The sequence below is a fragment of the Streptomyces sp. CRCS-T-1 genome, from assembly GCF_024442335.1.
Taxonomy (GTDB): Bacteria; Actinomycetota; Actinomycetes; order Streptomycetales; family Streptomycetaceae; genus Streptomyces; species Streptomyces koelreuteriae.
Genome location: NZ_CP101651.1, coordinates 8,121,673 through 8,147,805 on the forward strand (window position 1 = coordinate 8,121,673; position 26,133 = coordinate 8,147,805).

Genomic DNA, 26,133 nt, shown 5'->3' on the forward strand with positions numbered 1-26,133 from the left:
CCCGAGCGCTTCCCTCAGGGGTCGGCACCGGGCAGGGACCTACGTCGACTCCCGCTTCACCAACTCCGTCGGCAGGATCACCGCCGCCGGATCCTCGCCCCCGATCTGCGCGAGCAGCACCCGCACCATCTCGGTGCTGATGCGGTCCCACGGCTGCCGGATGGTCGTCAGCTCGGGGCTGGCGGCCAGCGCGGCCGGTGAGTCGTCGAAGCCGCCCACCGCGACGTCCTGCGGCACCCGCCTGCCCGCCCGCTGCAGCGCCGCCAGCACCCCCTGGGCCATCAGGTCCGAGGCGACGAAGACCGCGTCCATGTCCGGGGCCTGCCCCAGCAGCCGCTCGGCCCCCGCCTCGCCGCTGGCCCGGCTGTAGTCGCCGGAGACGACGAGCCGCTCGTCGAACTCCAGGCCCGCCTCCGCCAGCACCTCCTTGTAGCCGGCCAGGCGCTCCACACCGCCCGGCGTGTCCAGCGGGCCGGTCACCATGCCCACCCGCCGCCGCCCGAGCGACAGCAGATGACGCACCATGTCGCGGGCACCGTCGCGGTCGTCGGCGGCCACGTAGCTCACCTTGGAGGCCAGCCCGATCGGCTTCCCGCACGCCACCAGCGGCACCCCCGCCCCGCGCAGCTCCTCGGCGACGGGATCACCGGAGTGGCTGGAGACCAGCAGCACCCCGTCGACATGCCCGGCGGTGATGTACCGCGTGATGCGCCGGCGTTCGTCCTCGGTTCCCGCCAGCATCAGCAGCAGCGGGATGTCGTGCGCGGCGAGCGCCTGGGTGCAGCCGCGCAGCAGGACATTGAAGTTGGGGTCCTCGAAGAACCGCTCCTGCGGCTCCGTGAGCAGGAAGCCGATCGAGTCGGACCGCCCGGTGATCAGGGAGCGGGCGTGCCGGTTGACGACGTAACCCGTCCTGCGGATGGCCGCGTTGACCGCCTCCTGGGCGGCCGGGCTGACGTAGTGGCCGCCGTTGAGCACCCGAGAGACGGTGCCGCGCGAGACCCCCGCCTCGCGCGCCACATCGTGGATCGTGGGCGGCCTGCGCCTGCCTCCCGCAGCGTTCATGGTCATGACTTTACGGCTCCGGACAGCAGATCCAGACTCCAGAAGCGCTGGATGACCAGGAACAGGGCGACCAGCGGGAGCACCGCGAGGAACGCGCCCGTGATCACCAGCGTGTACAGCGCCGGGGTGTTGGCCCCCTGCTCCAGCAAGGTGAACAGACCGAGCGTGATCGGGAACTTCTCGTCGTCGCTGAGCATGATGTACGGCAGCAGGAAGTTGTTCCAGATCGCCACGAACTGGAACAGGAACACCGTCACCATGCCGGGGATCATCATCGGCAGCGCGATCCGCGTGAAGATCCGCCACTCGCTCGCCCCGTCCATCCGCCCGGCCTCGACCACGTCGGCGGGCACCGCCGCTGCGGCGTAGATCCGCGCGAGATAGACGCCGTACGGGAAGAGGATCTGCGGCAGCAGTACGGACAGGTAGGAGTCGGTGAGGTCGACCTCGGCCAGCAGCAGGTACTGGGGGACGGCCAGGATCACCGGCGGCATCAGCACGCCCGCGAGCAGCACGTTGAAGATCGTCTCGCGGCCCCGGAAGCGGTACGTCGCCAGCGCGTAGCCGCTGATCGCCGAGACGCAGGTCGACAGCAGGGCACCCAGGCCGGCGTACAGGGCGGAGTTGCCCATCCACGCCCAGTACACGCCGTCGCGGTAGGCGCTGAGGTCCCGGAAGTTCTCGGCGAATCCCGAGCCCGGCAGGAAGGTGAACGTGGAGAACAGCTCACGTCCGGACTTGGTGGCCGCGATGACCACCCAGGCCACCGGCAGCAGACAGTAGACCGCGCCCAGGAGCAGGGTGACCGTCGGGATCAGGGCGATCCGGCGGCGCAGCGGCGGGCGGCCCTGGTCGGCGGTGGGCGTGCTGCCGGCCACGGGCTCGGCCTTCGGGACGGCAAGGGAACTCATCGAGTGGCCTCCTGCTTCTGACGACGGTTCGCGGCTCGCAGGAAGCCGAAGGACAGCAGGAGTGTGGCGAAGGCGATGATCACGGCCTGCGCGGCGGCGCTGTGGATGTCGCCCTCGCCGAACGCGTCCCGGTACACCTTCATCAGCGGACTCCACGTCGTGGACACGGAGTTGGTGAGCGGCTTGAGGGTGGTCGGCTCGTTGAACACCTGGAGCGTGGCGATGATCGAGAAGAAGAAGGTCAGCACCAGCGAGGGCGCCACCATCGGGATCTTGATCCGCAGCGCGATCTGTGTGGGCGTCGCGCCGTCCAGCTTCGCCGCCTCGTACACCTCCGCCGGGATCGCCTGGAGCGAGGTGTAGATGACGATCATGTTGAATCCGGTGCCGCCCCACACCGCGATGTTGGAGAGGGCGAGGTACAGCGGCCCGCCGTCCAGCAGATCCGGCTGCGGCATGCCCAGCTTGTCGAGCACGAAGTAGAAGGGGCTCACGTCCGGCAGGTACAGGAAGCCCCACAGCAGCGCCGCCACCACGCCGGGGATGGCGTACGGCAGGAAGATCGCGAGCCGGGTGAAGGGTGCCAGCCGCACCTTCTCGGAGTCCAGCATCAGCGCGAACAGCAGGGCGAGGCCGAGCATGACGGGTACCACGACGCAGCCGTAGCCCAGTACGCGCAGCGTCCCGTGCAGGAGCTCGCTGTCGGTGAGGGCGTCGGTGTAGTTCTCCAGACCGGCCCAGACCTCCTTGCGGGCCCCTGAGCCGAGACCCAGGCCGGAGACCTTCACCTTGTGGAAGCTGAGCCAGATCGCGTAGCCGATGGGGAGTGCGAAGAACAGCGCGAACAGGATCGTCGCGGGGAGGAGGAAGGCGTACGGGGCGCCCTTGACCCCGTACGCCTGCCGGCGTGCCGTGCTTTTCACCGAGCGACCCCGAAGCCCTGCTTCTTCATGTCGGCGACGGTGTCGTCCTGCATCTTCTTCAGGGCCGCGCCGAAGTCGGACTTGTTCTTCGCGGCGGCGCCGAAGGCGTCCTTGAACGTGGTGTAGGCGACGTTCACGTTGGGGCCCCAGGCGGACGGTGCCGTGGTCTCCGCGATGTCGGCGGCCTTGGTGTAGAAGTCGGCCTGGTTCGAGAAGTAGGCCGGCGGCTTGAGGAAGGCCCCGCTGGTCTGGGCGTTCGTGGCGGCCGGGTAGATGCCGCTCTCCTTCGCCAGCGCGTTGAGGGCCTCGCTGTCGGTGTTCAGCCAGGCGGCGAACTTCGCGGCGGCGCCCTGGTGCTTGGAGTCCGTGGTGACGGCGGTGGAGGAGCCGCCCCAGCTGCCGGTGCGGGTCTCGCTCGCGGACCACTGGGGGAGTGGGGCCATGGCCCACTTGCCCTTGGTGTCGGGGGCGGCGGTGGTCAGGGTGCCGGGAGCCCACACGGCGCTGACCCAGGCGATCTGCTTGCCGGTGTTGATCGCCTTGTTCCAGGCCGGCGTGTACATCGGCTGGTTGTCGACGGCGCCCTCCTCGACCAGGCCGCCCCAGAACTTCGCGACCTTCTGCGTCGCCGCGTCGTCGATGGCGACCTTCCACTGGTCGCCGGAGGTCGTCCACCACTTGGCGCCCGCCTGCTGGGCGAGGCCCGCGAAGAGGCCGGAGTCGTTGGCGGAGAAGGTGGTCAGGTCCTTGTCGGGCGCCGCCTTCTTGAGCTTGCGGGCGGTCTCGGCGAACTCGTCCCAGGTCGTCGGCACCGTCAGGCCGTACTCCTTGAACAGGTCCTCGCGGTAGTAGAACATCATCGGCCCGATGTCCTGCGGGACCGCGTAGACCGCGTCCGTGCCCAGCGTCGTCTGCTGCCAGACGCCGTCGGCGAAGCTGCCCTTCGCCTCGCCCACGCTCTTCGATATGTCCGCCAGCGCGTCATTGCTGACCAGGGTGGGCAGCGCCTGGTACTCCGCCTGCACCAGGTCGGGCGCCTTGCCCGCCTTGTGCGCGGTGAGGATCTTGGTGACCAGCGTGTCGCCGGACGCCTGCTTCTTCACCGTGACGGTGATCCGGTCCTTCTTGCCCGGGCCCTTGTTCCACAGGTCCACGACCTTGTCCATGCCGGGTGTCCAGGTCCAGTACGTCAGCGACGCCGGGCCCGACTCGGTCTCGCTGTCCGCGGACTCCGTCCCGCAGGCGGCGAGTGTGGTGGCGCCGAGCGCGACGGCGACGGCGGTTCTCACGAGGCGGCGGCGCTTCGTGTACGGCATGGATCTCTCCCCTGACCTGGGGTCCTCGCCTGCTGCGAAGACCTGCCATGCTTCTGTGAGCGTTCACAGTAGAGAAACATCCCGGACACTTGTCAATGGTTGTTGCTGTGCGGTTATGTTGGCCTCCGCACCGCGCTGAGGTGTGTGCACGTTCCCAATTGATCGATCGACCGGGAGACCATCCATGCCGGAGACCACCCCCAGGGGCCTCACCAGGCTCGCCTTCGGCGGGGACTACAACCCCGAGCAGTGGCCGGAGAGCGTCTGGCAGGAGGACGTCCGGCTGATGCGGGAGGCCGGCGTCACGATGGTGAGCGTCGGGATCTTCTCCTGGGCACTGCTGGAGCCGTCGCCCGGCGTCTACGACTTCGGCTGGCTCGACCGCGTGCTCGACCTGCTGCACGAGAACGGCATCCGCGTCGACCTCGGCACGCCCACCGTCTGCCCGCCGGTCTGGTTCTACCGCGCCCACCCCGAGGCCCTGCCGGTGACACCGGAGGGCGTGCGCCACGAGTTCGGCTCCCGCGCCGCGATCTGCCACAGCAACACCGACTACCGCTCGGCCGCGGCGGCCATCACCACCAAGCTTGCCGAGCACTACGGCGACCACCCGGCCCTGGCGATGTGGCACGTGCACAACGAGTACGGCGTCCCCGTCTCGGCCTGCTACTGCGACTCCTGCGCCGCGCACTTCCGTCGCTGGCTCGCGACGACCTACGGCACGGTCGACGCCGTCAACGCGGCCTGGGGCACGGCCTTCTGGGGCCAGCGCTACACGGACCTCGAGCAGATCAACCCGCCCCGGCTCACCCCGACATCGGTGAACCCGGGCCAGGCGCTGGACTACAAGCGGTTCGCCGACGCCACCATGCGCGAGAACTTCGTGGCGGAGCGGGACATTCTGCACCGCCTCTCACCGGGCGTCCCGGTCACCACCAACTTCATGACGGCCCTGAGCCAGTGCGACTCCGTCGACTACTGGGCCTGGGGCCGCGAGGTCGACATCGTCACCAACGACCACTATCTGATCACCGACGGCCGCCGCACCCACGTCAACCTCGCGATGGCCGCCGACCTCACCCGCTCGGTGGCGGGCGGTGCCCCCTGGCTGCTCCTGGAGCACTCCACCTCGGGCGTCAACTGGCAGCCCCGCAACCCCGCCAAGGCCCCCGGCCAGATGGCCCGCAACTCCCTCGCCCATGTGGCGCGCGGCTCCGAGGGCGCCCTGTTCTTCCAGTGGCGCCAGTCCCGGCGCGGCGCCGAGAAGTTCCACTCGGCGATGCTCCCGCACGGCGGCACCGGCACCCGCGTCTGGCGCGAGGTCACCGAACTCGGTTCGGCCGTCGACGCGTTGGCCGCCATACGGGGCACCCGCACCGTCGCCGACGTGGCCGTGCTGTGGGACTGGCACTCCTGGTGGGCACAGAACCTCGACTGGCGTCCCAGCGAGGACCATGACGCCCGCGAACGCGCCGACGCCTTCTACGAGGCCCTCTACGACCGCCACCTCACGGTCGACTTCGCCCACCCGGAAGCCGACTTGTCGAGGTATCCCCTTGTCGTCGTACCGGCCCTCTACCTGATGACGCAGACGGCCGGGAACAACCTCAAGGCCTACGTGGAGAACGGCGGCACGCTGGTCGTCTCGTACTTCTCGGGGATCGTCGACGAGCACGACGCCGTCCACGAGGGCGCCTACCCGGGCCCGCTGCGGGACGTCCTCGGCCTCACCGTCGAGGAGTTCTCGCCGCTGCTGCCCGGCGAACGGGTCCGTGTCACCGGACCCGACGGATCCGAACTGGGCGCCGACGTATGGACCGAGTTCGTGATGCCGCGCGGCGCCGAGACCGTCTGCACCTACGCCGACGGCCTCACCGCGGGCCACCCGGCCATCACCCGGCACAGCCTCGGCGAGGGCACCGCCTGGTACGTCTCCACCCGGCTCGGCACCGACGGCCTCGACACGCTGCTTGGCCTGGCGATCGAGGACGCGCGCCTCGCCCCGCGCGCCGACCTGCCCAGGGACGTCGAAGTCGTACGCCGCACCGGTGAGTCGGGCACCTACCTGTTCGCCGTCAACCACACCGGCGCGGACGCCAAGGTGCCCCTGGAGACCCCGGGCACCGAGCTGCTGACCGGAGAACGCGCCGCGGGCCGCCTGGTGGTCCCGGCCGGAGCCGTCCGGGTCGTCCGGCTCGACGGCTGAACCGACTCCCTCCGCCCGTGCGAGCCGCACGAGCCGCGGGCGGAGGGGCCCCTCACTGTCCCCCTGGTGAGGGGCGCCCCCATCCCCGACGTCGAAGGGACGACGGACGACGATGTTCCATCCCAGACGCACGCTCAGAGCCCTGCTGCTGCCGCTCGCAGCGGGGCTCGCCCTCACCGCTCTGCCCGCGCAGACCGCCCAGGCCGCGAGCACCCTCACCAACGGAGGCTTCGAGACCGACGGTTCGGGCGCGGCCACGCCGAGCGGTTGGTCCGAGTCCGGCGCCACCGGCGCCTCGTTCGTCGAGTCCGGCGGCCACGGCGGGAGCCACCGCCTGAGCCACTGGGCCTCCACCGCCTACAAGACGGAGACCTGGCAGTACCTGTCCGGACTCACCAACGGCCAGTACAAGCTCACCGCCTGGGTGCGCTCCGGCGGCGGGCAGAAGTCCGCGTACATAGCGCTGAAGAACTGCGGCGGCGCCGAGCAGCGCACCGATCTGCCGGTCTCGTCCAGTGGGTGGATCCGGATCGTCGTGCCGGTCCATGTGACCGGCAACCAATGCACCATCAGCATCAACAGTGACGCGAATGCCGGCAACTGGATCAATGTTGACGACCTGACCTTCACGTCGGGCACGTCCGGTACGTCGATCAAGGGCGCCGACATCTCCTCCCTGGCCAAGAGCGAGGCCAAGGGCGGCGTCTACCGCAACAGTTCCGGAACGGCCGGCGACGCCCTGGCCGTCCTCAAGTCGTCCGGCATGAACTACGCGCGCCTCAAGGTGTGGGTGAACCCGGCCGACGGCTACAACAACAAGGCACGCGTCCTGGCCATGGCCAAGCGCGTCAAGGCGCAGGGCATGAAGCTGCTGGTCGACTTCCACTACTCGGACTTCTGGGCCGACCCCGGCCGCCAGGACAAGCCCGCCGCCTGGGCCGGACACTCGTACAGTCAACTCAGGACGGACGTGTACAACCACACGCACGACGTGTTGAACGCCTTGAAGGCTCAGGGCACCACCGCCGACATGGTCCAGGTGGGCAATGAGATCAACGGCGGCATGCTGTGGACCGAGGGATCCACCTCCAACTGGACACAACTGGCCGGCCTGCTCAACTCCGGCTACGACGCCGTCAAGGCGGTCGACTCGTCCACCACCGTCGCCCTGCACCTCGCCGAGGGCGGTGATCTGGAGGGCACCCGCTGGTGGTTCGACAGCGCGCGGTCCAACGGCGTGAGGTTCGACGTGATCGGCCTGTCGTACTACGGCTACTGGCACGGCACACTGGCCGACTTCCAGACCACCCTCGACGACGCGGCCTCCCGCTACGGCAAGCCGGTGTACGTCGCCGAGACCGCCTACCCGTTCCGCCTGGACAGCGAGGACGCGCACGAGAACATCATCGACCTCACCGGCGAGCTGGTCCCCGGCTATCCGGCGAGCGTGGCCGGCCAGACCCGGTGGATGAACGACGTGGCGAGCATCGTGGAGGCCGTCCCGAACGGCCGGGGCCTCGGCATCTTCTACTGGGAGGCCACCTGGACCGCGGTGGGAGGCAACGGCTGGGACCCGACCGACGCCTCCTCCGGCAACGGCTGGGAGAACCAGGCGCTGTTCGGCTACGACGACCGGGCACTCTCGTCGATGTCCTGGTTCCGCCACCGCTGACCACACGGGGCAGGGCGACGCCCCAGGAGCCGGGCCTCCAACTTCGCCAAGACGTACGGCAGTTCGGTATCGGTCAACGATGCCGACTGCCGTACGCGGCGGCTTGGGCTGCGAGACAGTGGGAAGAACGCGGTGAGAGGGCGAGAGCCGCGAGGCAGGGGCACGACATGCTGAGGACTCCCACGGACGAGACACGGCTGCGCATCCTGGCCTGGCTGAAGGAAACCGGCCCCGCCGAGGGCGGGGTCACCGCGGACGCCGTCGCCGAGAGATTCTCGCTGGCCCGCCCGGTCGCCGTGACCCACCTCCGGCTGCTCGAAGCCACCGGCATGCTGCGCACCAGCCGGTCCGCGGGCCGCGTGCGCTACCACCGCGACGAAGTACGGATCGCCGAGGTCGCCCGCATGTTTGAGAAGGGCTGGTAGGCGACCCGGTCCGGCGGTATCCCCCTACGGTGAAGGACACGCACACCATGAACCGTCCCACGGCACTGGTCCCACGCCACTACATCGCGTTGGGCCACGGCCCCGAGGACGTGGTCGCCGACCCGCGCGGCCGTGTGCTGGCCGGCGTGGCGGACGGCCGCATCCTGCGCCTGGACGGTCTGGCGGACCCCGTCACGGCCCGCACCGAGGTGATCGCCGAGACCGGCGGCAGGCCGCTGGGCCTCGAACTCCTCCCGGACGGCGACCTGTTGGTGTGCGACGCCGAACGCGGCCTGCTGCGCGTCGACACCGGCGACGGCACAGTCCGTATCCTCGCCGACTCGGTGGCGGGGGAGCCGCTGCGGTTCTGCAGCAACGTCGTGTCCCTCTCCGACGGCACCGTCTACTTCACCGTCTCCAGCCGCCGCCATCCCCTGGAGCACTGGATCGGCGACATCGTCGAGCACATCGGAACGGGACGGCTGCTGCGGCTGGCGCCGGGCGACGACACTCCCGAGGTGGTGCTGGACGGGCTTCAGTTCGCCAACGGCCTCGCCGTCGGCGCCGCCGAGTCCTTCCTCGTCGTCGCCGAGACCGGAGCCTGCCGGCTCGTCCGCCACTGGCTCACCGGGCCCGAGGCCGGACGCAGCGAACCCTTCGCCGAGAACCTCCCGGGCATGCCCGACAACCTCTGGCGCGGCGCCCCGGACGGACCGGTCTGGGTCGCGCTGGCCGGACCCCGCGTCCCGCCCCTCGACCTCCTCCACCGCAGCGCACCCCCGGTCCGCCGCGCCGCCGCCCGCGTGGCCATGCACGCCCCGTTCCGCCCCACCGGCACGATCGCCGTGCTGGCCTTCGACGACGAGGGCCGCGTCCTCCACCACCTCACCCGCCGCCGCTCCGGCTACCGCATGGTCACCAGCGTGTGCGAAGCGGACGGCCACCTCGTGCTGGGCAGCCTCTGGGAGCCCGGCGTGGCGATCTGCGAGCCGCCCGCCCCGAAGTGACCCCGCCTGGAAAATGACCCCGCCCCGAACCCGGGGTTAGTCTGAACCCCGGCCGCGACACCGCTCGCGGCGCGGCGGTGGGGCCCGCCGTACCCGAACCGCGGCGAGGACGCCGCCAACGGTCCCTACTTGCGACGGCACGCGCCCGCACGACCCGGGCCCCGGCGAGTAGGAGACGTACCCCCATGACAGCCCCCGAGGACCTGCGCGTTCAGGCCCCCACCCCACGTCCGCCCTCCTGGCGCGCCCAGGTGCCCGTCGTGACCGCGGTGGCGCTCGGCGGGGGAGCGGGTGCGGCCGCCCGGTACGCGGCCGCGCTGTGGTGGCCCACCGCTCCGGGCGGTTTCCCCTGGACGACCCTCTGGGTCAACATCGCCGGCTGTGCCGTGATCGGTGTGCTCATGGTGGCCGTCACCGAGATCCGGACCGCCCACCCCCTCGTCCGGCCCTTCTTCGGCACCGGCGTCCTCGGCGGCTTCACCACCTTCTCGACGTACGCCGTCGACCTCCAGAAGCTGCTCGAAGGCCGCCATGTCGGCACCGGCCTGGCCTACCTCGCGGCGACCCCGCTCGCGGCTCTCGCGGCGGTCTGGCTCGGGGCCCGGTCGACCCGCCGGCTCCTGGGCAGCGGAGCGGGCAGAGCGGGCCGAGCGGACACCGTGGGTAAGGAGTCGTTGTGAACTGGCTGCTGGTCATCGGCGGCGCGATCGTCGGCGCCCCGCTGCGCTACCTCACCGACCGGGCGGTCCAGTCCCGGCACGGCTCGGCCTTCCCCTGGGGCACTCTCACGGTGAACGTCACCGGCTGCCTGGTCCTCGGCCTGCTCACCGGCGCGGCCTCGCAGCTCCAGCTGCTGCTCGGCACCGGTCTGTGCGGGGCCCTGACGACGTACTCGACGTTCTCCTACGAGACGCTGCGGCTGGCGGAGACGGGGGCCCGCCTCCAGGCCGCCGTCAATGTGGCGGTGAGTGTGGCGGCCGGTCTCGGGGCGGCGTTCGCGGGCGTCGCGCTCGCGCGTGTGTGAACCGCGCGCGGCCGAGCCGCGTGGATGAGATCCGTTCACGCCCGCCTGTAGTAAGACGGTCCTCTCCGCTCCCGCCCCCCGAGCAGAACTGGATCCCATGAGCGTCATCAGCGTCGGTCAGGCCATCGTCCTCGGAGCCGTCGAGGGGGTGACCGAGTTCCTGCCCGTCTCCTCCACCGGCCATCTGAAGATCGTCGAGGGGCTCATGGGCATCCCCGTCGACGACCACGCCGTGGTCGGGTTCTCGGCGGTCATCCAGGTCGGTGCGATCGCCGCGGTGCTCGTGTACTTCTTCAAGGACATCGTGCGGATCCTCTCCGCCTGGGGGAGGGGACTGCGCGACCGCGAGGAGCGGTACCACCACGACTACAAATTCGCCTGGTGGGTCATCTACGCGACCATCCCGATCGTCCTCGTCGGACTCGCCGCCAAGCCGCTCATCCAGGGCCCCCTCGCCTCACTGTGGGTGGTGGCCGGCTCGCTGATCGCCGGCAGCGGGGTGATGTGGGCGGCGGACCAGCTCGGCCGGCACAAGCGCGGCGAGGACGACACCTCGTTCAAGGACGCCATGCTGGTCGGCAGCTCCCAGATCCTCGCCCTGCTCTTCCCCGGCTTCTCCCGATCCGGCGCCACCATGTCCACCGCGCTGCTCCTCGACCTGGACCGCGTGGCGGCCACCCGGCTCTCCTTCTTCCTCGGCATCCCCGCCCTGACCGGCGCCGGCCTCTACGAGCTCAAGGACGCCCTGGGCGTCGGGGTGGGCGCGGCCCCGCTCGCGGCCGGCACACTCGTGTCGTTCGTCGTGGCGTACGCCTCCATCGCCTGGCTGCTGAAGTTCGTCGCCAAGCACTCCTTCAACGCGTTCGTGATCTACCGGATCGTGGTGGGGGTGCTGCTGTTCGGCCTGCTCGGAGCGGGTGTGATCAGCAGCTGAGCCCTCCGCCGGGAAGCACCGTGGTCGGTCCGCGACAGCGTCGTGGCCGGTTGCGCTGTTCCCCGCGCCCCTTGGGGGCGCGGTCTTCCTCGCCCTTGACAGCATCCGCCGTCGCCCGGAGTATCTCTCCCGTGAACCTGTCAGACAGCCGGACAGCCGGACAGCCTGTGCGTCGCGTCAGTGCCATGGAAGCGGTGCTGGCGCATCTGCGCGGCGCCATCGAGCGGGGCGAGTACGCCATCGGCGACAAGCTCCCCTCCGAGGCGGAGCTGTGCCGCACCCTGGAGGTCTCCCGGCCCGTGCTGCGCGAGGCCCTGCGGGCCCTGCAGACCATGGGCCTGACCGTGTCCAGGACCGGCAAGGGCACCTTCGTCGTCGCCAGTACCGTCGAGGACCCCACCTTCGGCGACTACTCGGCGAGCGACCTGCTGGAGGTGCGCCGCCACGTCGAGATCCCGGTCGCGGGCTACGCGGCCCGGCGCCGCACCCCGGAGAACCTCGACCACCTGGCCCACATCCTGGACCGGATGGAGAAGGAGACGGACACCACCGCGTGGGTCGCCATGGACACGCTGTTCCATCTCGCCGTGGCCGAGGCCGCCCAGAACCCGGTCTTCCGCCGGGTCATCGAGGAGATCCGGGACGCCCTGGCCCGCCAGTCCGCCTTCCTCAACGAGCTGGGCGGCCGCCGCGAGCAGTCCAATCGCGAGCACCGCGCGATCGTCGAGGCGCTGATCGACGGTTCCGAGAACGACGCGGTGGAGGCCATGGCCCACCACCTCGACCGCGTCGAGACCACCCTCACCGACATCGTGCGTTCCGCGCGCACGCACACCCCCACGGAAGGCGGAACCGAGGCGTGAGTGAGCAATCCCTGCACGAAGGCGTGCAGAAACGTTCCGGCCATGTCGACGCCGGAGACGCGGGCTACAGCAAGTCCCTGAAGTCCCGGCACGTCAACATGATCGCCATCGGCGGAGCCATCGGCACCGGCCTCTTCCTCGGCGCCGGCGGCCGCCTCGCCGACGCGGGCCCGTCCCTCTTCATCGCCTACGCGGTCTGCGGCATCTTCGCCTTCCTCGTCGTACGCGCCCTCGGCGAACTCGTGCTGTACCGGCCCTCCTCCGGCGCCTTCGTGTCGTACGCCCGTGAGTTCATGGGGGAGAAGGGCGCCTACACCGCGGGCTGGATGTACTTCCTCAACTGGGCGACCACCGGCATCGCCGACATCACCGCCGTCGCCACCTACACCCACTACTGGGGCATGTTCTCCGACATACCGCAGTGGGTGATCGCCCTCATCGCGCTGGCCGTCGTCCTCACCGTCAACCTGATCTCGGTGAAGATCTTCGGCGAGCTGGAGTTCTGGTTCGCGATCATCAAGGTCGGCGCGCTCGTCCTCTTCATGTGCATCGGCATCTTCCTGCTGGTCACGCAGCACCCCGTCGACGGCCACAGCCCCGGCCCGTCCCTCATCAGCGACAGCGGCGGCGTCTTCCCGAACGGCCTGCTTCCCATGCTGCTGATCATCCAGGGCGTCGTCTTCGCCTACGCCTCCGTCGAGCTGGTCGGCGTCGCCGCCGGTGAGACCGAGAACCCCGAGAAGATCATGCCCAAGGCGATCAACTCGATCATGTGGCGCGTCGGCCTGTTCTACGTCGGCTCGGTCGTCCTGCTGTCGATGCTGCTGCCGTGGAACAAGTACACCGCCGGCGAGAGCCCCTTCGTGACCGTGCTGGGCAACATCGGCATCCCGGCGGCCGGTGACGTGATGAACCTCGTCGTCCTCACCGCCGCGATGTCCTCCCTCAACTCCGGCCTCTACTCCACCGGCCGCATCCTGCGCTCCATGGCCATGGCCGGATCCGCGCCCAGGTTCACCGCCGTGATGAGCCGCAGCCAGGTCCCCTACGGCGGCATCCTGCTCACCAGCGGCATCTGCGTCCTGGGCGTCGGTCTCAACTTCGTCGTGCCCGCCGAGGCGTTCGAGATCGTGCTGAACTTCGCCGCGATCGGCATCCTCGCCACCTGGGGCCTGATCATGATCTGTCACCTCCTCTTCTGGCAGAAGACCCAGAAGGGCGAGCTGACCCGCCCGGACTACCGGCTTCCGGGCTCCCCCTGGACCGAGATCGTGACGCTGGCGTTCCTCGCCTCCGTCCTGGTCCTCATGTACGCCGACGGCGGCGCGGGACGCACCACCGTGCTGTGCCTGCCGCTGATCGTCGGGGCACTGGTCGTCGGATGGTTCGCCATCCGAGGCCGTGTCGCCGCCAAGTCCACCACCGGAGCCGACGCGTGACCGACGCGCCGCTCCCCGAGAAGCAGGCAGTGATGTACAGCAGTTCCCCGGCGGACGCACCCCTTGTCCGTGAACCCGTCCACGCCCCCGTCGCCCACCTCATCCGCGGTGGCATCGTCGAAGGCATCCACTACGGCTCCGTCGTCGTCCTCGGCGCCGACCAGGAGGTACAGCTCCAGCTCGGCGACATCGAGGCCGCCTTCTACCCGCGCTCCGCGCTCAAGCCCCTCCAGGCCGTGGCCATGGTCCGGGCCGGGCTCCCGCTCGACGGCGAGCTGCTGTCGCTGACCGCGGCCAGCCACTCCGGCGAGGAACGCCACCTCGCCGGCTCCCGGCGCATCCTCGAACTCGCCGGGCTCACCGAGGGCCATCTGCGCAACGTGCCGGACCTGCCCTACGACCCGGTCGTCCGGGACGCCTGGGTGCGTGAGGGCCGGATGCCCTCCCGGCTCGCCCAGAACTGCTCCGGCAAGCACGCCGCCATGCTCTACACCTGCATGCTCAACGGCTGGTCCCTGGAGGACTACCTCGACCCGGGCCACCCGCTCCAGCAGGCCGTCGCCGAGATCGTCGAGGACCTCACCGGGCAGCGCGTCGCCCGGGTGACCGTCGACGGCTGCGGCGCGCCCCTGTTCTCCATCTCCCTGCACGGTCTCGCCCGCGCCACCGCCCGCATCACCACCGCGGTGCCGGGCACGCCCGAGGCGAGGGTGGCCGACGCGATGCGTGAGCACGCCGAGATGGCGTCCGGCTCGGGCCGGGACGTCGCGGCGCTGATGCGGGCCGTTCCCGGGCTGCTCAGCAAGGACGGCTTCGAGGGCGTGCAGGTCGCCGCGCTGGCGGACGGGCGGGCCGTGGCGGTGAAGATCGCCGACGGTGCGAATCGGGCTCGTGTCCCGGTCACCGCCGCCGCGTTGGCCCGTGCGGGCGTCAACCCGGAACTGCTCACAGAGTTCGCGGGTGAGCCGCTGCTCGGGGGTGGCGAACCGGTGGGCTGTGTGCGGCCGGTGCGTGCGCTGGATCCGGTTCCGTCCACGGCGTGCGTCTAACCGCGCCGAACCGATGGGGGACTGCGGGTGGTAGCCGGTCCGCGGGCTGGTTGTGGCTGATCGCGCAGTTCCTCGCGCCCCTGAATGGGCGCTCACCCACCCCTCACCTCAGAAAGAACTCTCATGACCGCCGCCACCCGCTCCGAACACGATCTGCTCGGCGACCGTGACGTTCCCGCCGACGCCTACTGGGGTGTCCACACCCTGCGGGCCACGGAGAACTTCCCCATCACGGGCATGCCCATCTCCTCCTACCCCCACCTGATCGAGGCCCTGGCCGCCGTCAAGGAGGCCGCCGCCCTCGCCAACGAGGAACTCGGGCTGCTGGAGCCGAAGAAGGCCGCAGCCATCGTCGCCGCCTGCCGCGAGATACGCGACGGCAAGCTGCACGACCAGTTCGTGGTCGACGTCGTCCAGGGCGGCGCCGGCACGTCCACCAACATGAACGCCAACGAGGTCGTGGCCAACCGGGCGCTGGAACTGCTGGGCCACGCCAAGGGCGAGTACCGGTACTTGCACCCGAACGAGGACGTCAACCTCGGCCAGTCCACCAATGACGTCTACCCGACCGCGGTCAAGATCGCGACGGTGTTCGCGGTGCGTGGGCTGCTCTCGGCGATGTCCGTCCTGCAGGACACGTTCGCCGGCAAGGCCGTCGAGTTCCACGATGTGCTCAAGATGGGCCGTACACAGTTGCAGGACGCGGTCCCGATGACCCTCGGGCAGGAGTTCTCCGCATACGCGGTCATGATTGACGAGGACCGGTCCCGTCTTGCCGAGGCCGTCGAGTTGATCCATGAGATCAACCTGGGTGCCACGGCGATCGGCACCGGCCTCAACGCCCCCGCCGGATACGCGGAGTCGGCCCGCCGCCACCTGGCCGCCCTCACGGGCCTGCCCTTGGTGACCGCGGCCAACCTGGTCGAGGCGACCCAGGACTGCGGTGCCTTCGTCCAGATGTCGGGCGTGCTCAAGCGCATCGCGGTCAAGCTCTCCAAGAGCTGCAACGACCTGCGGCTGCTGTCCTCCGGCCCGCGCGCCGGCCTCAACGAGATCAACCTGCCGCCGGTGCAGGCCGGCTCGTCCATCATGCCCGGCAAGGTCAACCCGGTGATCCCCGAGGTCGTCAACCAGGTCGCCTTCGAGGTGATCGGCAACGACGTCACCATCACCATGGCCGCCGAGGCCGGACAGCTCCAGCTCAACGCGTTCGAGCCGATCATCCTGCACTCCCTGTCGGAGTCCATCACCCATCTGCGCGCGGCCTGCCTCACCCTCGCCGAGCGCTGCGTGGCCGGCATCACCGCCAACACCGAGGCGCTGCGCGCCACCGTCGAGAACTCCATCGGCCTGGTCACCGCCCTCAACCCGCACATCGGCTACACGGCGGCCACCGACATCGCCAAGGAGGCCCTCGTCTCCGGCCGGGGCGTCGCCGAACTCGTCCTGGAGAAGGGCCTGCTACCCGCCGAGACCCTCGCCGGCCTGCTGCGCCCGGAGGTCCTGGCGGGCAGCGGCCCGGCTCCGACGGCCTGACCCGGGGCCCTGCCGAGCGCACCGGGACCGGCACCGAGGGACAATGGTGATCATGACATCGTCGACGACCTTCCAGCCGGTCCTGGAGCGCATCGCCGAGGAGATCGAGCGGACCCCCGGCCGAGGCCGGCCCGCCGACTACATCCCGGCGCTCGCGGCCCGCGACCCGCGCCGGTTCGGCATGGCCGTCGCCGAGCCCGACGGCACGGTGTACGGCGTGGGGGACTGGCGGGAGCCGTTCTCCGCGCAGTCCCTCACCAAGGTCTTCACCCTCGCCCTCGACCTGGCCCGCGAGGGCGACGCCCTGTGGGAGCACGTCGGCCGCGAGCCCTCCGGCAACCCCTTCAACTCCCTCGTCCAGCTGGAGTACGAGAACGGCATCCCGCGCAACCCGTTCATCAACGCGGGCGCCCTCGTCGTCACCGACCGGCTGCACACCCGTACCGGCGACGCCTCCGGCGAGCTGCTGGCGTTCCTGCGGGCGGAGAGCGGCAACCCCGGCCTGGACTTCGACGAGGAGGTCGCCGCCTCCGAGACGGCGCACGGCGATCGCAACGCCGCCCTCGGCCACTTCATGGCGGCCTACGGCAACATCGACAACCCGGTGCCGGTCCTGCTCGACGAGTACTTCCGGCAGTGCTCGCTCACCGCGTCCTGCGCCGACCTCGCCCTCGCCACGACCTTCCTGGCCCGCCACGGTCTCCGCGCCGACGGCACCCGGCTGCTGACCCGCAGCCAGGCCAAGCAGATCAACGCGATCATGCTGACCTGCGGCACGTACGACGCGGCGGGCGACTTCGCCTACCGCGTCGGACTGCCCGGCAAGAGCGGCGTGGGCGGCGGCATCATCGCCGTCGTCCCGGGCCGCTGCACCCTGTGCGTATGGAGCCCGGGCCTGGACGAACGCGGCAATTCGGTGGCGGGAGTGGCGGCCCTCGACCGGTTCACGACGCTGACCGGCCTCTCCGTCTTCTGAAGCCGGCACCTGATCACCGGCCGGTCACACTGCCGCTTCCTCCCGGAACAGACCCCGAAAGCTTCCGGCCACACAACCTCGACACCCTGACTGAGTGTTGGCCATGGCTTTCCCCGTCGATCTCCGCCGCTGCCAGATACTCGGTCTGGCCGGAACCGCCTTCCTCGCGGCGGGCGGTGAGACGGCCGGCGCCCTGCCCGTACGGGACCTCCTCCACCCGTCCTCCGCCGGCGCGGCCCTCGGACTGGTCGGTGTGTACTTCGGCGTCGTCCTGCTGATCGCGGCCTGGGCACTGCTGGGCCGCCTGGTGCGCGGGCCGAGGCCGCCCACTCCCCGTGCCCTGCTGCTCGTCCTCGCCGTCTGGGCGGCGCCGTTGCTGCTCGCCCCGCCGCTGTTCAGCCGGGACGTCTACAGCTACCTCGCCCAGGGGGCGATGATCGAGGCGCACATGGACGTCTACGCGCACGGACCGGCCCGGCTCGGCGGCCCGCTCGCCGACGAGGTCGCCCCGCTCTGGCGGCACACCGGAGCCCCGTACGGCCCGGTGTTCCTCGCCGTCGCGGCGGCCCTGTCCGCTCTGACCCGGGGGGAACTGCCCGCCGGGCTGTTCGGGATGCGGCTCGTCGCGCTCGCCGGCGTGGCCCTGATGGCGGCCGCACTGCCCCGGCTCGCCCGGCACAGCGGCGCCGACCCGTCCGCCGCGCTGTGGCTGGGCGCCCTCAACCCGCTCGTCCTGCTGCACCTGGTGGCGGGCGCCCACAACGACGCCGTCATGCTCGGCCTGCTCGGCGTCGGCCTGGTGGCGGCGCTCGGCCGGTGGCCGGTCCTCGGCGCCGTCCTCGTCACGCTCGCCGCCCTGGTCAAGGCGCCCGCCGTCCTCGGACTCGCCGCCGTCGTCGTCCTCCAGGTCCGCGCGGGCCGCGGTCCCGCGAAGGCGGTCCTGACCACCACCGTCGCGGCCGCCGGGACCACCGTCGCCGCCACGGCCGTGGCCGGCACCGGATACGGCTGGATAGGCGCCCTGAACACCCCCGTCTCACCCCAGAACTGGGCCCTGACCACCCTGCTCGGCCGCGCCACCCGGGCCCTGCTGGAACACCTCGGCAGCGACCTCGCGCCCCTGGCGATCCCCGCCTGGCACGCGCTCGGCATCGCGGCGGCCGTGGTCGCGATCGTGCTGATATGGCTCCGGCTGCGCCCACGGCCGGTCTACGCCCTGGGCCTGAGCCTCGCCGCGGTGGCCGCCCTCGGCCCGGCGATCCGACCCTGGTACGCCCTGTGGGGCCTGTTCCTCATCGCCGCCGCCACGCCCAGCACCTCCGTACGCCACCGCACGGCGGCCGTGACCGGTGTGCTCGCGCTCTGCGTCCTGCCCAGCGGCGGCGCGGCGGACACGGGGCAACTCGTCCTCGCCGTCTCCGGCGGCGTGCTCGCGGTCGTCGTCCTGTGGCAGGCCCGCCAGGCCGAACTCGCCCCGGCGCTGGGACGCGCGGCATGACCCCGGGCCTGCCGCGCACCGACCGCGGACGACTGCTGCTCCTGCTCGCCCTCGCCACGGTGGTGACCGTCTTCACCGCCACCGTGCCCCTGCTGCGCGACTGGTTCGACCTGCGCGTCTACTACGGCAGCATCGACACCTGGGTCCATCACGGGGGCCGGATCTACGACTACCGGGTGCCCGGCACGACGTACGGCTTCACCTACCCGCCGTTCGCCGCGGTCGCCATGCTGCCGATGGCCCTGCTGGACCTGCGCACCGCGATCGCCGCCGCCCTGCTGCTCAACCTGGCGGCCCTGGCCGTGATCCTGCGCCTGCTCACCGGCCCCGAACGGCGCCGCCACGGCTGGTACGGCTGGGCCCTGATCGCCTGCCTGCTCGCACTGTTCGAACCGCTCCGCGACACCCTCAGCTTCGGTCAGGTCAATCTGCTGCTGCTGGCTCTCGTGCTCACCGACGCGGCGCTGCTCGCCACCGGACGTCGGTGCGGACGCTGGGCGGGCATCGGCATCGGGCTCGCGGCCGCGATCAAGCTCACCCCGGCGCTGTTCATCGGACTCCTGCTGGTCGCCCGGCGGTGGCGCGCGGCGGCTCTCGCCACGGCCGTCGCCCTTGGGGCCACGGGCCTCGCGGCCTGGGTCGACGTGGACGCCTCGCGCTTCTACTGGACCGACGCGCTGTGGGACACCAGCCGCATCGGGCGCCTCGGCTACGTCTCGAACCAGTCGGTGCAGGGCATCCTGGCCCGGCTCGGCGAACCGGACCGGGCGGTGTGGGCGGTGGCGGTCCTGCTGATCCTCGGCGTGTGGGCCGTGCGGGTGCGACGGGCGGTCGGCGCGGGGGACTGGACGGCCGCGTTCGCCCTGACCGGCCTCGCCGCCTGTCTCGTCAGCCCGATCACCTGGGTGCACCATCTGGTGTGGCTGCTGCCGTCCTTCGCCGTGCTGGTCCGTACAGGGCACCCGCGCGTCGCGGGCGCCCTGTACGCGGTGCTGTGCACCAGCGTGGTGTGGCTGTGGTTCGACGACGCGTCCGGCGTCGACGGGTTCCTGGGCAGCAACATCTACGCCTGGATCACCCTGGGCCTGCTGCTGTGGCTGCCGGCCGGTCAACTCCCTTCGGACCGGCGGACCGGCACGCGCAGTACCAGCACCACGACCGCCGCGCCGAGTCCGACGGCGCCCACGATCAGCCCCGCCTCGGTCCAGGCGGAGGCGGCTTCCTCCGGCACGGCCGCGGCGGCGGCCGCGGGCAGCGTCGTCGCTCCCGGCCGCGCGGGTGCCCGCCGGGTCTCGAGCGAGCCCACCGGTTCGACCCTCCCGGCCGACCGGAACCCCCAGTCGAGCAGCGAGCGCGCTTCCTCGTAGACGGCGGCCCCGCCGCCCGCCTGAGGGTTCATCACCGTCACGACGAGGGTGCGCTCGCCCCGGCGCGCCGCCGCGACGAGCGTGCTGCCCGCCTTGCTGGTGTAGCCGTTCTTGATGCCGATCAGTCCCCGGTACGGCTTCACACCACGGGTGCCGCTCAGCAGCCGGTTGGTGTTGCGGATGGCGTACGACCAGCCGCCCCCGCCCGGGAATCTGGCCTCGACCGTGGCGCAGTACCGGGCGAAGTCCGGGTTGCGCAGCCCCACCCGGCCGAAGATCGCCAGGTCGAACGCCGACGACACCTGGCCCGGCGTGTCGTAGCCGTCCGGCGACAGCACGCGCGTGTCGTGGGCGCCCAGGGAGCGGGCCTCGGCCTGCATCCGCCGGGCCGTGGCCCGCCAGCCGCCGTTCAGTTCGGCCAGGACGTGCACGGCGTCGTTGCCGGAGTTGAGGAAGACACCGCGCCAGAGGTCGGCGACCCGGTAGGTGCGGCCCTCCGCGACCCCGACCAGGCTGCTGCCGGCGCCGACGCCCCGGAGCTCCTCCGCGCGGACCGTGTGCCGGCCGCTCGACGGCAGCGCGGGCAGCACCGTGAGGGCGAACAGGGTCTTCAGGGTGCTGGCCGGGGGCAGTCTGCGGTGCGCGTTGTGGGCGGCGAGCACCTCGCCGCTGCGGGCGTCGGCCACCAGCCACGACAGGGCGGAGACCTCCGGGAGACGGGGCACCGCGGCAAGCGGGCGGACATGGGTACCGGGCCGGTACAGCAGCGAGGGGTGCGGGGCCGCCGCCCTCGGCCCGGCCGGCGCACTGGGCTCCGCCCTGCCGGAGACGTCCGCCGCGGCGGGCACCACCGCCAGGAGCCCCACGGCACAGAGCACACCGGCCGATACGGCCATCCGGAAAGAAAATCCGAGGATCATATGATTAACGTAGAAACGGATGCGCTCCGCACGGCGATGACCGGGCCGAACAGCGTCCGCGAGCACCCGGATGCCACACCGGCGGCGCCCCGGCACGGGGAGGCCGGGGCAGGTCCGTCAGCCCGAGGGCAGGGTCGGCTGGATGCGCCGCAGGAACGTCGCGTTGTCCGGTGTCTCGCGCAGCCGCTCCAGAAGGGTCTCCAGACCACCCTGGCCGTCCCGGCCCTGCAACACGCGCCGCAGGCCGTGCACGGCCGCCAACTCGGCCGGGGGCAGCAGGAGTTCCTCACGGCGGGTGCCGGAGGGTGTGATGTCGACGGCCGGGAACACGCGGCGGGACGCCGGGTCGCGGCTCAGACGCAGCTCCATGTTGCCGGTGCTCTTCAGCTCCTCGAAGTAGAAGTCGTCGGCCCGGGAGCCGGTCTCCACCAGGGCGGTGGCGAGGATCGTGAGAGAGCCGCCCTCCTCGGCGGCCCGGGCGGCGCCGAAGAACCGCTTGGGGCCGATCAGGGCGGACGCGTCGACGCCCCCGGTCATGATGCGGCCACCGGACGCGGCCGCGTTGTTGTGCGCCCGGCACAGCCGGGTCAGCGAGTCGAGGAGGACGACGACGTCCTCACCGGCCTCGACGCGCCGCTTGGCCCGTTCGATCACGAGCTCGGCGAGCGCGATGTGCTGCTTGGCGCTGCGGTCGAAGGTCGAGGCGTAGACCTCGCCCCGCACACCGCGCCGCATGTCGGTGACCTCCTCGGGCCGCTCGTCGAGCAGCAGCACCATCAGCCGGCTCTCGGGATGGTTGCCGGCGACGGCGGCCGCGAGCTGCTGCAGGATGACGGTCTTGCCGGTCTTGGGCGGGGCCACGAGGAGTCCGCGCTGGCCCTTGCCGACCGGTGAGATCAGGTCGACGACCCGTCCGGTCGGTCCGGCGGCCGGGTGCTCCAGACGCAGCCGCTCGTGCGGATGCAGCGGTGTCAGGTCCCGGAAGTGTCGCCGGCCGCGCACTTCGCCCGGCTCACGGCCGTCGACCCGCACGACGTCGGTCAGGCCGCGCCGGTCGCCGCGCACGCCCTCGACGAGGTCGCCCTTGCGCAGGCCGTACCGGCGGATCAGCGCGGGGGAGACCGCGAGGTCGGCGGGCGTGGGCAGGAGGCCCGCCTCGCGCAGATGCCCCTTCCCGGCCGCGTCGATGTCGAGGACGCCGGTCGCGGTCTGGGCCTGGGCCTGCTGCTGGACGGGTGGGTTTTCGAGTGTGGTGGTCATGGTGGTGTGTCCTTTCACGGACGGACGGCATGAGACATGCGAAGGGGAGGGGGAGAGAGCCGCGAGGGGAGGGGCCTGGGGCACGCCTCCGGGCGGCGGGAACAGCACAGCACCGTGGCTACGACGAAGAACGTCCTGCTCAGCGAGGTGGTGCTGGAAATGAAGAGAGAAAGAAAGAAATGAACTGGCACCGGCGCCCAAAACCGGGGCGTGCACGAGTGCTGTTCGGACTGTACCACGGCGCGAGGTGCCGGGGGAGTGACCTGTGCCTCAGAAGCCTCAGCGGCCGGCCAACAGCCCGTACAGCAGGGGGATCCGCGGTTCGGGCAGCCGCCACCAGCCGGACTCCGTACGGACCATCTGCGGCCAGCGCGGCCAGGGAAGTTCGTCGCCTTCCCGCAGCCGCCGCACGGTGAGTCCCGCTCCGGTCAACGCGTTGACGACCTCTCCTATTCCGTGCATCCACTCGTAACTGTCCGTGGCGCCCTCGACGGCCGGGCCGTCCGTGTAGGTGCGGGTCGCGTCCCGGCGTACCGGACCGCCACCGCTCAGGTAGTCATGGCGCAGCAGCAGCTCGGGGCCTTCGCCCGGAGCCGGTTTCGGGCCGAGGGAGTTGAGGAGGGGGTGGAACTCGACGACGTACAACCGGCCGCCCGGCCGCAGGAGTCGGCCGACGACCTCCGCCCATCGGTCCAGGTCGGGCAGATAACACAGGGCGCCCTTGCCGGTGTAGACGACGTCGAACTGCCGCCCGTCCAGGGCCTCGGCGGCGTCGTACACGTTCGCCTGTACGTAGGTCACGTCCGTCCCGGCCTTCGCGGCGATGCCGGTCGCGGCCGCGATCGACGCCTCGGAGAAGTCGAGGCCGACGGCACGGGCCCCGCGCCGGGCCAAGGCGATGGTCTCGGTGCCGAGATGGCACTGCAGATGCAGCACGTCACGCCCGGTCAGCTCGCCGAGGTCCTCCCACTCGAAGGAGGCGAACCAGCGCTCGGGGTCGAGGTCCTGGTCGAGGCCGTAGAAGCGGCTGGCGAGATGGACGGGTGTGCGGGCGTCCCAGTTGGCCTGGTTGGCCCGCATCAGCGCGTCGTGCTCGGCGGACGTCATGGGGTCATCCAACCAGACGCGTCGCTCACACCGAGCGGGCTCGTGCCTCCTCGGCGATCCGCTCGAACTGCGCGCCCATGGCCGCCGCGAGCGCCTGCGCCCCCGACAACGGGCGCACCATCACGGTGAATTCGTCGATCAGCCCGTTGTCGTCGACATGGATGAAGTCGCAGCCGTTGATCTCCCGGTCGCCCACCCGCGCGGTGAACACGAGGGCGTGGTCACGGCCGTCCGCGTCGTTGATCTCGCGCACGTAGCGGAAGTCCTCGAAGACACCGGCGACGGCGCGCAGGATCGCCGCCGTGATCGCCTTCCCGGCGTACGGCTTGAACACGACCGGGCTGGTGAACACGACGTCCGGCGCCAGAAGCGCCTCGGCGGCGTCGAGGTCGTCCGCCTCGATGGCCTCACGGAATGCACGCATCGAACCTGCCTTAGTCAATTTATTGAGTAGGTGCGGATGAGATTAGTCAACCGCTGTTACCGTGTCCATATGTCGCTGAAGTACGCCGTCCTGGCCGCTCTCCTGGAGGGAGAGGCCTCGGGCTACGAGCTCTCCAAGGTGTTCGACGTGTCGCTCGCGAACTTCTGGGCCTCGACGCCGCAGCAGCTCTACCGGGAGCTGGAGCGCCTCGCGGGGGACGGACTGATCGAGGCCAGGGTCGTACGCCAGGAACGGCGGCCCGACAAGCGGATGTTCACGCTCACCGAGGCGGGCCGGGCTGATCTGGGCGCGTTCGCCGCCACACCGCCCCGGCGGCCCACCGCCATCCGGGACGAACTCCTCATCAAGATCCAGGCCATGGACGGCGTGGACCCCGAGGCCACCCGCGCGCTGGTCCAGGAGCGCGAGACCTGGTCCCGTGGCAAGCTCGCCCGCTACCGGCGCGTCCGCGAACGCCTGCTGGCAGGCCGCAGTGAGGAGGAGTACCTGCGGGAGACCGACCGCGTCGGCCCGTACCTCACCCTGATGGGAGGCATCGGCTTCGAGGAGGAGAACCTCCGCTGGTGCGAGCGCGTACTCACGGTCCTCAAGCAGCGGGCTCCCCTAGGCTGAGCCGATGTTCAGCCCCGAAGGTCCCACCCTGCGCGAGCTCGCCGTCCAGGCTCTGTCCTCCGTCGAGCGCGGCTACGACCTCCTCGCGCCGAAGTTCGACCACACGCCCTTCCGGACACCCGACGCGGTCCTCGACGCCGTCGGATCGGCACTGCGGCGCCTGGGACCCTTCGGCACCGGCCTCGACCTGTGCTGCGGCACCGGCGCGGGCGTCGGCGTGCTGGCGGGGGTGTGCCGGGAGCGGGTCACCGGCGTCGACTTCAGCGCGGGCATGCTCGACATCGCCCGGGAGCGGGTCCGCCCGGCGGGGCCGCCGGTCTCCTGGGTCCGGGCGGACGCCCGCGCCCTGCCCTTCGCGCCCGCCTTCGACCTGGTGGTCAGCTTCGGCGCCTTCGGACACTTCCTGCCCCGTGAACTGCCCGCCCTGTTCGCGCAGGTCCGCTCGGTGCTGCGACCGGGCGGCAGCTTCGCGTTCCCGCTGGTCGCCCCGCCCCGCCCGGGCTCGCTCGGCTACTGGATGCTGCTCGGCTTCGACACGGTGATGCGGGTGCGGAACGCGCTGTGGCGGCCTCCGTTCGTCATGTACTACCGCGCGTTCCGCTTCGGGGACGTACAGCGCGAGCTGGCCCGCGCAGGATTCCGGGTGGACCTCCACGCCCTGCCGGAGTTCGGCCCGCGACGCGACGGCAGCCCGCGGGTACGGCTCGTCGTGGCCCGGCTGCCGGTCTAGTCGGCCCGGCCCGGCAGGGTGAACTCGTAGACCAGCGCGTCCTTCTGGGCGTCCACGACGAGGTCGGTGATCTCCAGCGGGCGCGCGTACTGGTCGTGCACCTGCCGGGTCACCCGCACCGACGGCGTGCTCGCGAGACGGGTGATGGCGTCGCGGTGATGCAGGGTCAGACCGGCCCGGCGCATCCAGTCGTAGGCCCGCCGCAGATGGGCCGTCGCCGTGCCGTCGGCGCGGTCGCGGTAGCGGGCCAGCTCCTCGACCTCGGCCAGGGCCACGGCCGAGAAGGACGTCACGGCGGTCCGCAGTCCGCGTCCGTCGGCGGTCGCGTACCGGTAGGTGTGGACGAGGGTGGGCCGGCCCGGGGCCAGCCCCAGCACCTCGGCGTGGTCCGGCGGGGGCGGCTCCCAGGTGACGGTGGCGCGCGCCACCGTGCCCGGCGCCGCTGCCGCCGCTCCGACCGGGAAGGCGAGCGAAGCCGGGGCCTCCACGGGCAGCCCGGACAGCGTGGCATGGCTGCCGCGCCGGTCGGTGGCGACCAGACCGTCTCGGCGCAGCAGCTCCAGCGCCTGCCGTACGGTCTCCCGGCTGACCCCGAAGTGCTCGGCGAGGCGCCGTTCGCCCGGCAGCCGTTCACCGGGCGGGATGCGGCCCTCGCGCAGCTCGCCGAGCAACTGGGTCGCGATCCGCCGGTACAGGGGCTCTTCCTCGGCCGGAGGGTGGTCGTGCGGGGTGGTGCGGGCCATGCCGCGCCTCCTGGTGGTGACGTGCGGTAGTGGTACGGACTCGGTGCGCCACCAGATCTAGCATTGGTCTAAACCAGACCGGAAGGGTGGCCGGGCGGTTCGGCC

24 protein-coding genes and 1 pseudogene are annotated in these 26,133 nt (G+C 71.2%); 16 read left to right on the forward strand and 9 right to left on the reverse strand.

The window, feature by feature from the left end; all coding sequences use genetic code 11:
• Positions 1 to 39: 39 nt before the first annotated feature.
• From NNW99_RS36695 to NNW99_RS36710, 4 genes are read right to left on the reverse strand one after another with little or no spacing between them, the layout of a single operon-like run.
• Complete coding sequence (locus NNW99_RS36695) at positions 40 to 1,071, reverse strand: LacI family DNA-binding transcriptional regulator (RefSeq protein WP_215123558.1); 1,032 nt, start codon at positions 1,069 to 1,071, stop codon at positions 40 to 42.
• Positions 1,068 to 1,976 (reverse strand): carbohydrate ABC transporter permease, encoded by a 909-nt coding sequence (locus NNW99_RS36700; RefSeq protein ID WP_215123560.1) that lies wholly within the window; start codon positions 1,974 to 1,976, stop codon positions 1,068 to 1,070. Before NNW99_RS36700 ends, NNW99_RS36695 begins: the two co-directional genes overlap by 4 nt.
• The gene (locus NNW99_RS36705; RefSeq protein WP_215123562.1) at positions 1,973 to 2,899 is read right to left on the reverse strand and encodes a carbohydrate ABC transporter permease; all 927 of its coding nucleotides are present in this window, start codon (positions 2,897 to 2,899) and stop codon (positions 1,973 to 1,975) included. Before NNW99_RS36705 ends, NNW99_RS36700 begins: the two co-directional genes overlap by 4 nt.
• A complete protein-coding gene (locus tag NNW99_RS36710) occupies positions 2,896 to 4,215 on the reverse strand; it encodes an ABC transporter substrate-binding protein (protein WP_215123564.1) in 1,320 nt (439 codons plus the stop codon). Before NNW99_RS36710 ends, NNW99_RS36705 begins: the two co-directional genes overlap by 4 nt.
• A gap of 184 nt (positions 4,216 to 4,399) precedes the next feature.
• Between NNW99_RS36710 and NNW99_RS36715 the strand changes: the two genes are divergently transcribed.
• The 14 genes from NNW99_RS36715 to NNW99_RS39260 all read left to right on the forward strand — a co-directional run bounded on the left by NNW99_RS36715 (position 4,400) and on the right by NNW99_RS39260 (position 20,211).
• Positions 4,400 to 6,421 carry a beta-galactosidase gene (locus tag NNW99_RS36715; protein ID WP_215123566.1) on the forward strand — a complete coding sequence of 674 codons (2,022 nt, stop codon included), beginning with the start codon at positions 4,400 to 4,402 and terminating at the stop codon, positions 6,419 to 6,421.
• 112 nt (positions 6,422 to 6,533) lie between these two features.
• The gene (locus NNW99_RS36720) at positions 6,534 to 8,093 is read left to right on the forward strand and encodes an arabinogalactan endo-1,4-beta-galactosidase (protein ID WP_215123567.1); all 1,560 of its coding nucleotides are present in this window, start codon (positions 6,534 to 6,536) and stop codon (positions 8,091 to 8,093) included.
• A 167-nt stretch (positions 8,094 to 8,260) separates the two neighbouring features.
• The gene (locus tag NNW99_RS36725; RefSeq protein ID WP_215123569.1) at positions 8,261 to 8,518 is read left to right on the forward strand and encodes a helix-turn-helix transcriptional regulator; all 258 of its coding nucleotides are present in this window, start codon (positions 8,261 to 8,263) and stop codon (positions 8,516 to 8,518) included.
• A 47-nt stretch (positions 8,519 to 8,565) separates the two neighbouring features.
• The gene (locus tag NNW99_RS36730) at positions 8,566 to 9,525 is read left to right on the forward strand and encodes an SMP-30/gluconolactonase/LRE family protein (RefSeq protein WP_215123571.1); all 960 of its coding nucleotides are present in this window, start codon (positions 8,566 to 8,568) and stop codon (positions 9,523 to 9,525) included.
• A 185-nt stretch (positions 9,526 to 9,710) separates the two neighbouring features.
• Positions 9,711 to 10,205 carry a fluoride efflux transporter CrcB gene (crcB, locus tag NNW99_RS36735; RefSeq protein ID WP_215123573.1) on the forward strand — a complete coding sequence of 165 codons (495 nt, stop codon included), beginning with the start codon at positions 9,711 to 9,713 and terminating at the stop codon, positions 10,203 to 10,205.
• The gene (crcB, locus tag NNW99_RS36740; protein ID WP_215123575.1) at positions 10,202 to 10,549 is read left to right on the forward strand and encodes a fluoride efflux transporter CrcB; all 348 of its coding nucleotides are present in this window, start codon (positions 10,202 to 10,204) and stop codon (positions 10,547 to 10,549) included. The genes crcB (NNW99_RS36735) and crcB (NNW99_RS36740) overlap by 4 nt, the downstream gene beginning before the upstream one ends.
• A 97-nt stretch (positions 10,550 to 10,646) precedes the next feature.
• A complete protein-coding gene (locus NNW99_RS36745) occupies positions 10,647 to 11,483 on the forward strand; it encodes an undecaprenyl-diphosphate phosphatase (protein WP_215123577.1) in 837 nt (278 codons plus the stop codon).
• A 185-nt stretch (positions 11,484 to 11,668) separates the two neighbouring features.
• Positions 11,669 to 12,346 (forward strand): FadR/GntR family transcriptional regulator, encoded by a 678-nt coding sequence (locus NNW99_RS36750; RefSeq protein WP_215123578.1) that lies wholly within the window; start codon positions 11,669 to 11,671, stop codon positions 12,344 to 12,346.
• Positions 12,343 to 13,785: an amino acid permease gene (locus tag NNW99_RS36755; RefSeq protein WP_215123580.1), complete on the forward strand. Its 1,443-nt coding sequence runs from the start codon at positions 12,343 to 12,345 to the stop codon at positions 13,783 to 13,785. The genes NNW99_RS36750 and NNW99_RS36755 overlap by 4 nt, the downstream gene beginning before the upstream one ends.
• 32 nt (positions 13,786 to 13,817) lie before the next feature.
• A complete protein-coding gene (locus tag NNW99_RS36760) occupies positions 13,818 to 14,834 on the forward strand; it encodes an asparaginase (protein ID WP_215124589.1) in 1,017 nt (338 codons plus the stop codon).
• 123 nt (positions 14,835 to 14,957) lie between these two features.
• Entirely contained in the window at positions 14,958 to 16,370 is a 1,413-nt protein-coding gene (aspA, locus tag NNW99_RS36765) for an aspartate ammonia-lyase (protein WP_215123581.1), read from the forward strand.
• Positions 16,371 to 16,413: 43 nt separating this feature from the next.
• Positions 16,414 to 17,346, forward strand: coding sequence for a glutaminase (locus tag NNW99_RS36770; RefSeq protein WP_215123583.1), 933 nt, complete (start codon positions 16,414 to 16,416; stop codon positions 17,344 to 17,346).
• Between the two features lie 103 nt (positions 17,347 to 17,449).
• Positions 17,450 to 18,844, forward strand: coding sequence for a polyprenol phosphomannose-dependent alpha 1,6 mannosyltransferase MptB (mptB, locus tag NNW99_RS36775; protein WP_215123585.1), 1,395 nt, complete (start codon positions 17,450 to 17,452; stop codon positions 18,842 to 18,844).
• On the forward strand, positions 18,841 to 20,211 hold the full coding sequence (locus NNW99_RS39260) for a glycosyltransferase 87 family protein (protein ID WP_321170481.1): 1,371 nt from the start codon (positions 18,841 to 18,843) through the stop codon (positions 20,209 to 20,211). Before mptB ends, NNW99_RS39260 begins: the two co-directional genes overlap by 4 nt.
• A 35-nt stretch (positions 20,212 to 20,246) precedes the next feature.
• Here NNW99_RS39260 and NNW99_RS36785 read toward each other — a convergent pair.
• The 4 genes and pseudogenes from NNW99_RS36785 to NNW99_RS36800 form a co-directional block, all read right to left on the reverse strand.
• Positions 20,247 to 21,131 (reverse strand): annotated as a pseudogene (locus NNW99_RS36785) (D-alanyl-D-alanine carboxypeptidase family protein); the annotation flags it as partial.
• A gap of 117 nt (positions 21,132 to 21,248) precedes the next feature.
• A complete protein-coding gene (rho, locus tag NNW99_RS36790; protein WP_215123589.1) occupies positions 21,249 to 22,391 on the reverse strand; it encodes a transcription termination factor Rho in 1,143 nt (380 codons plus the stop codon).
• A 279-nt stretch (positions 22,392 to 22,670) separates the two neighbouring features.
• Positions 22,671 to 23,498 (reverse strand): class I SAM-dependent methyltransferase, encoded by an 828-nt coding sequence (locus tag NNW99_RS36795; RefSeq protein WP_215123590.1) that lies wholly within the window; start codon positions 23,496 to 23,498, stop codon positions 22,671 to 22,673.
• Between the two features lie 25 nt (positions 23,499 to 23,523).
• Positions 23,524 to 23,922, reverse strand: coding sequence for a nuclear transport factor 2 family protein (locus NNW99_RS36800; protein WP_215123592.1), 399 nt, complete (start codon positions 23,920 to 23,922; stop codon positions 23,524 to 23,526).
• A gap of 69 nt (positions 23,923 to 23,991) precedes the next feature.
• Here NNW99_RS36800 and NNW99_RS36805 point away from each other — a divergent pair, with 69 nt between their 5' ends.
• Positions 23,992 to 24,555: a PadR family transcriptional regulator gene (locus NNW99_RS36805; RefSeq protein WP_215123594.1), complete on the forward strand. Its 564-nt coding sequence runs from the start codon at positions 23,992 to 23,994 to the stop codon at positions 24,553 to 24,555.
• 4 nt (positions 24,556 to 24,559) lie between these two features.
• Positions 24,560 to 25,285, forward strand: coding sequence for a class I SAM-dependent methyltransferase (locus tag NNW99_RS36810; protein ID WP_215123596.1), 726 nt, complete (start codon positions 24,560 to 24,562; stop codon positions 25,283 to 25,285).
• Here the strand turns inward: NNW99_RS36810 and NNW99_RS36815 are convergent.
• Positions 25,282 to 26,028 carry a GntR family transcriptional regulator gene (locus NNW99_RS36815; protein WP_215123598.1) on the reverse strand — a complete coding sequence of 249 codons (747 nt, stop codon included), beginning with the start codon at positions 26,026 to 26,028 and terminating at the stop codon, positions 25,282 to 25,284. The two genes, NNW99_RS36810 and NNW99_RS36815, sit on opposite strands and share 4 nt — an antisense overlap.
• Positions 26,029 to 26,133 lie beyond the last annotated feature (105 nt).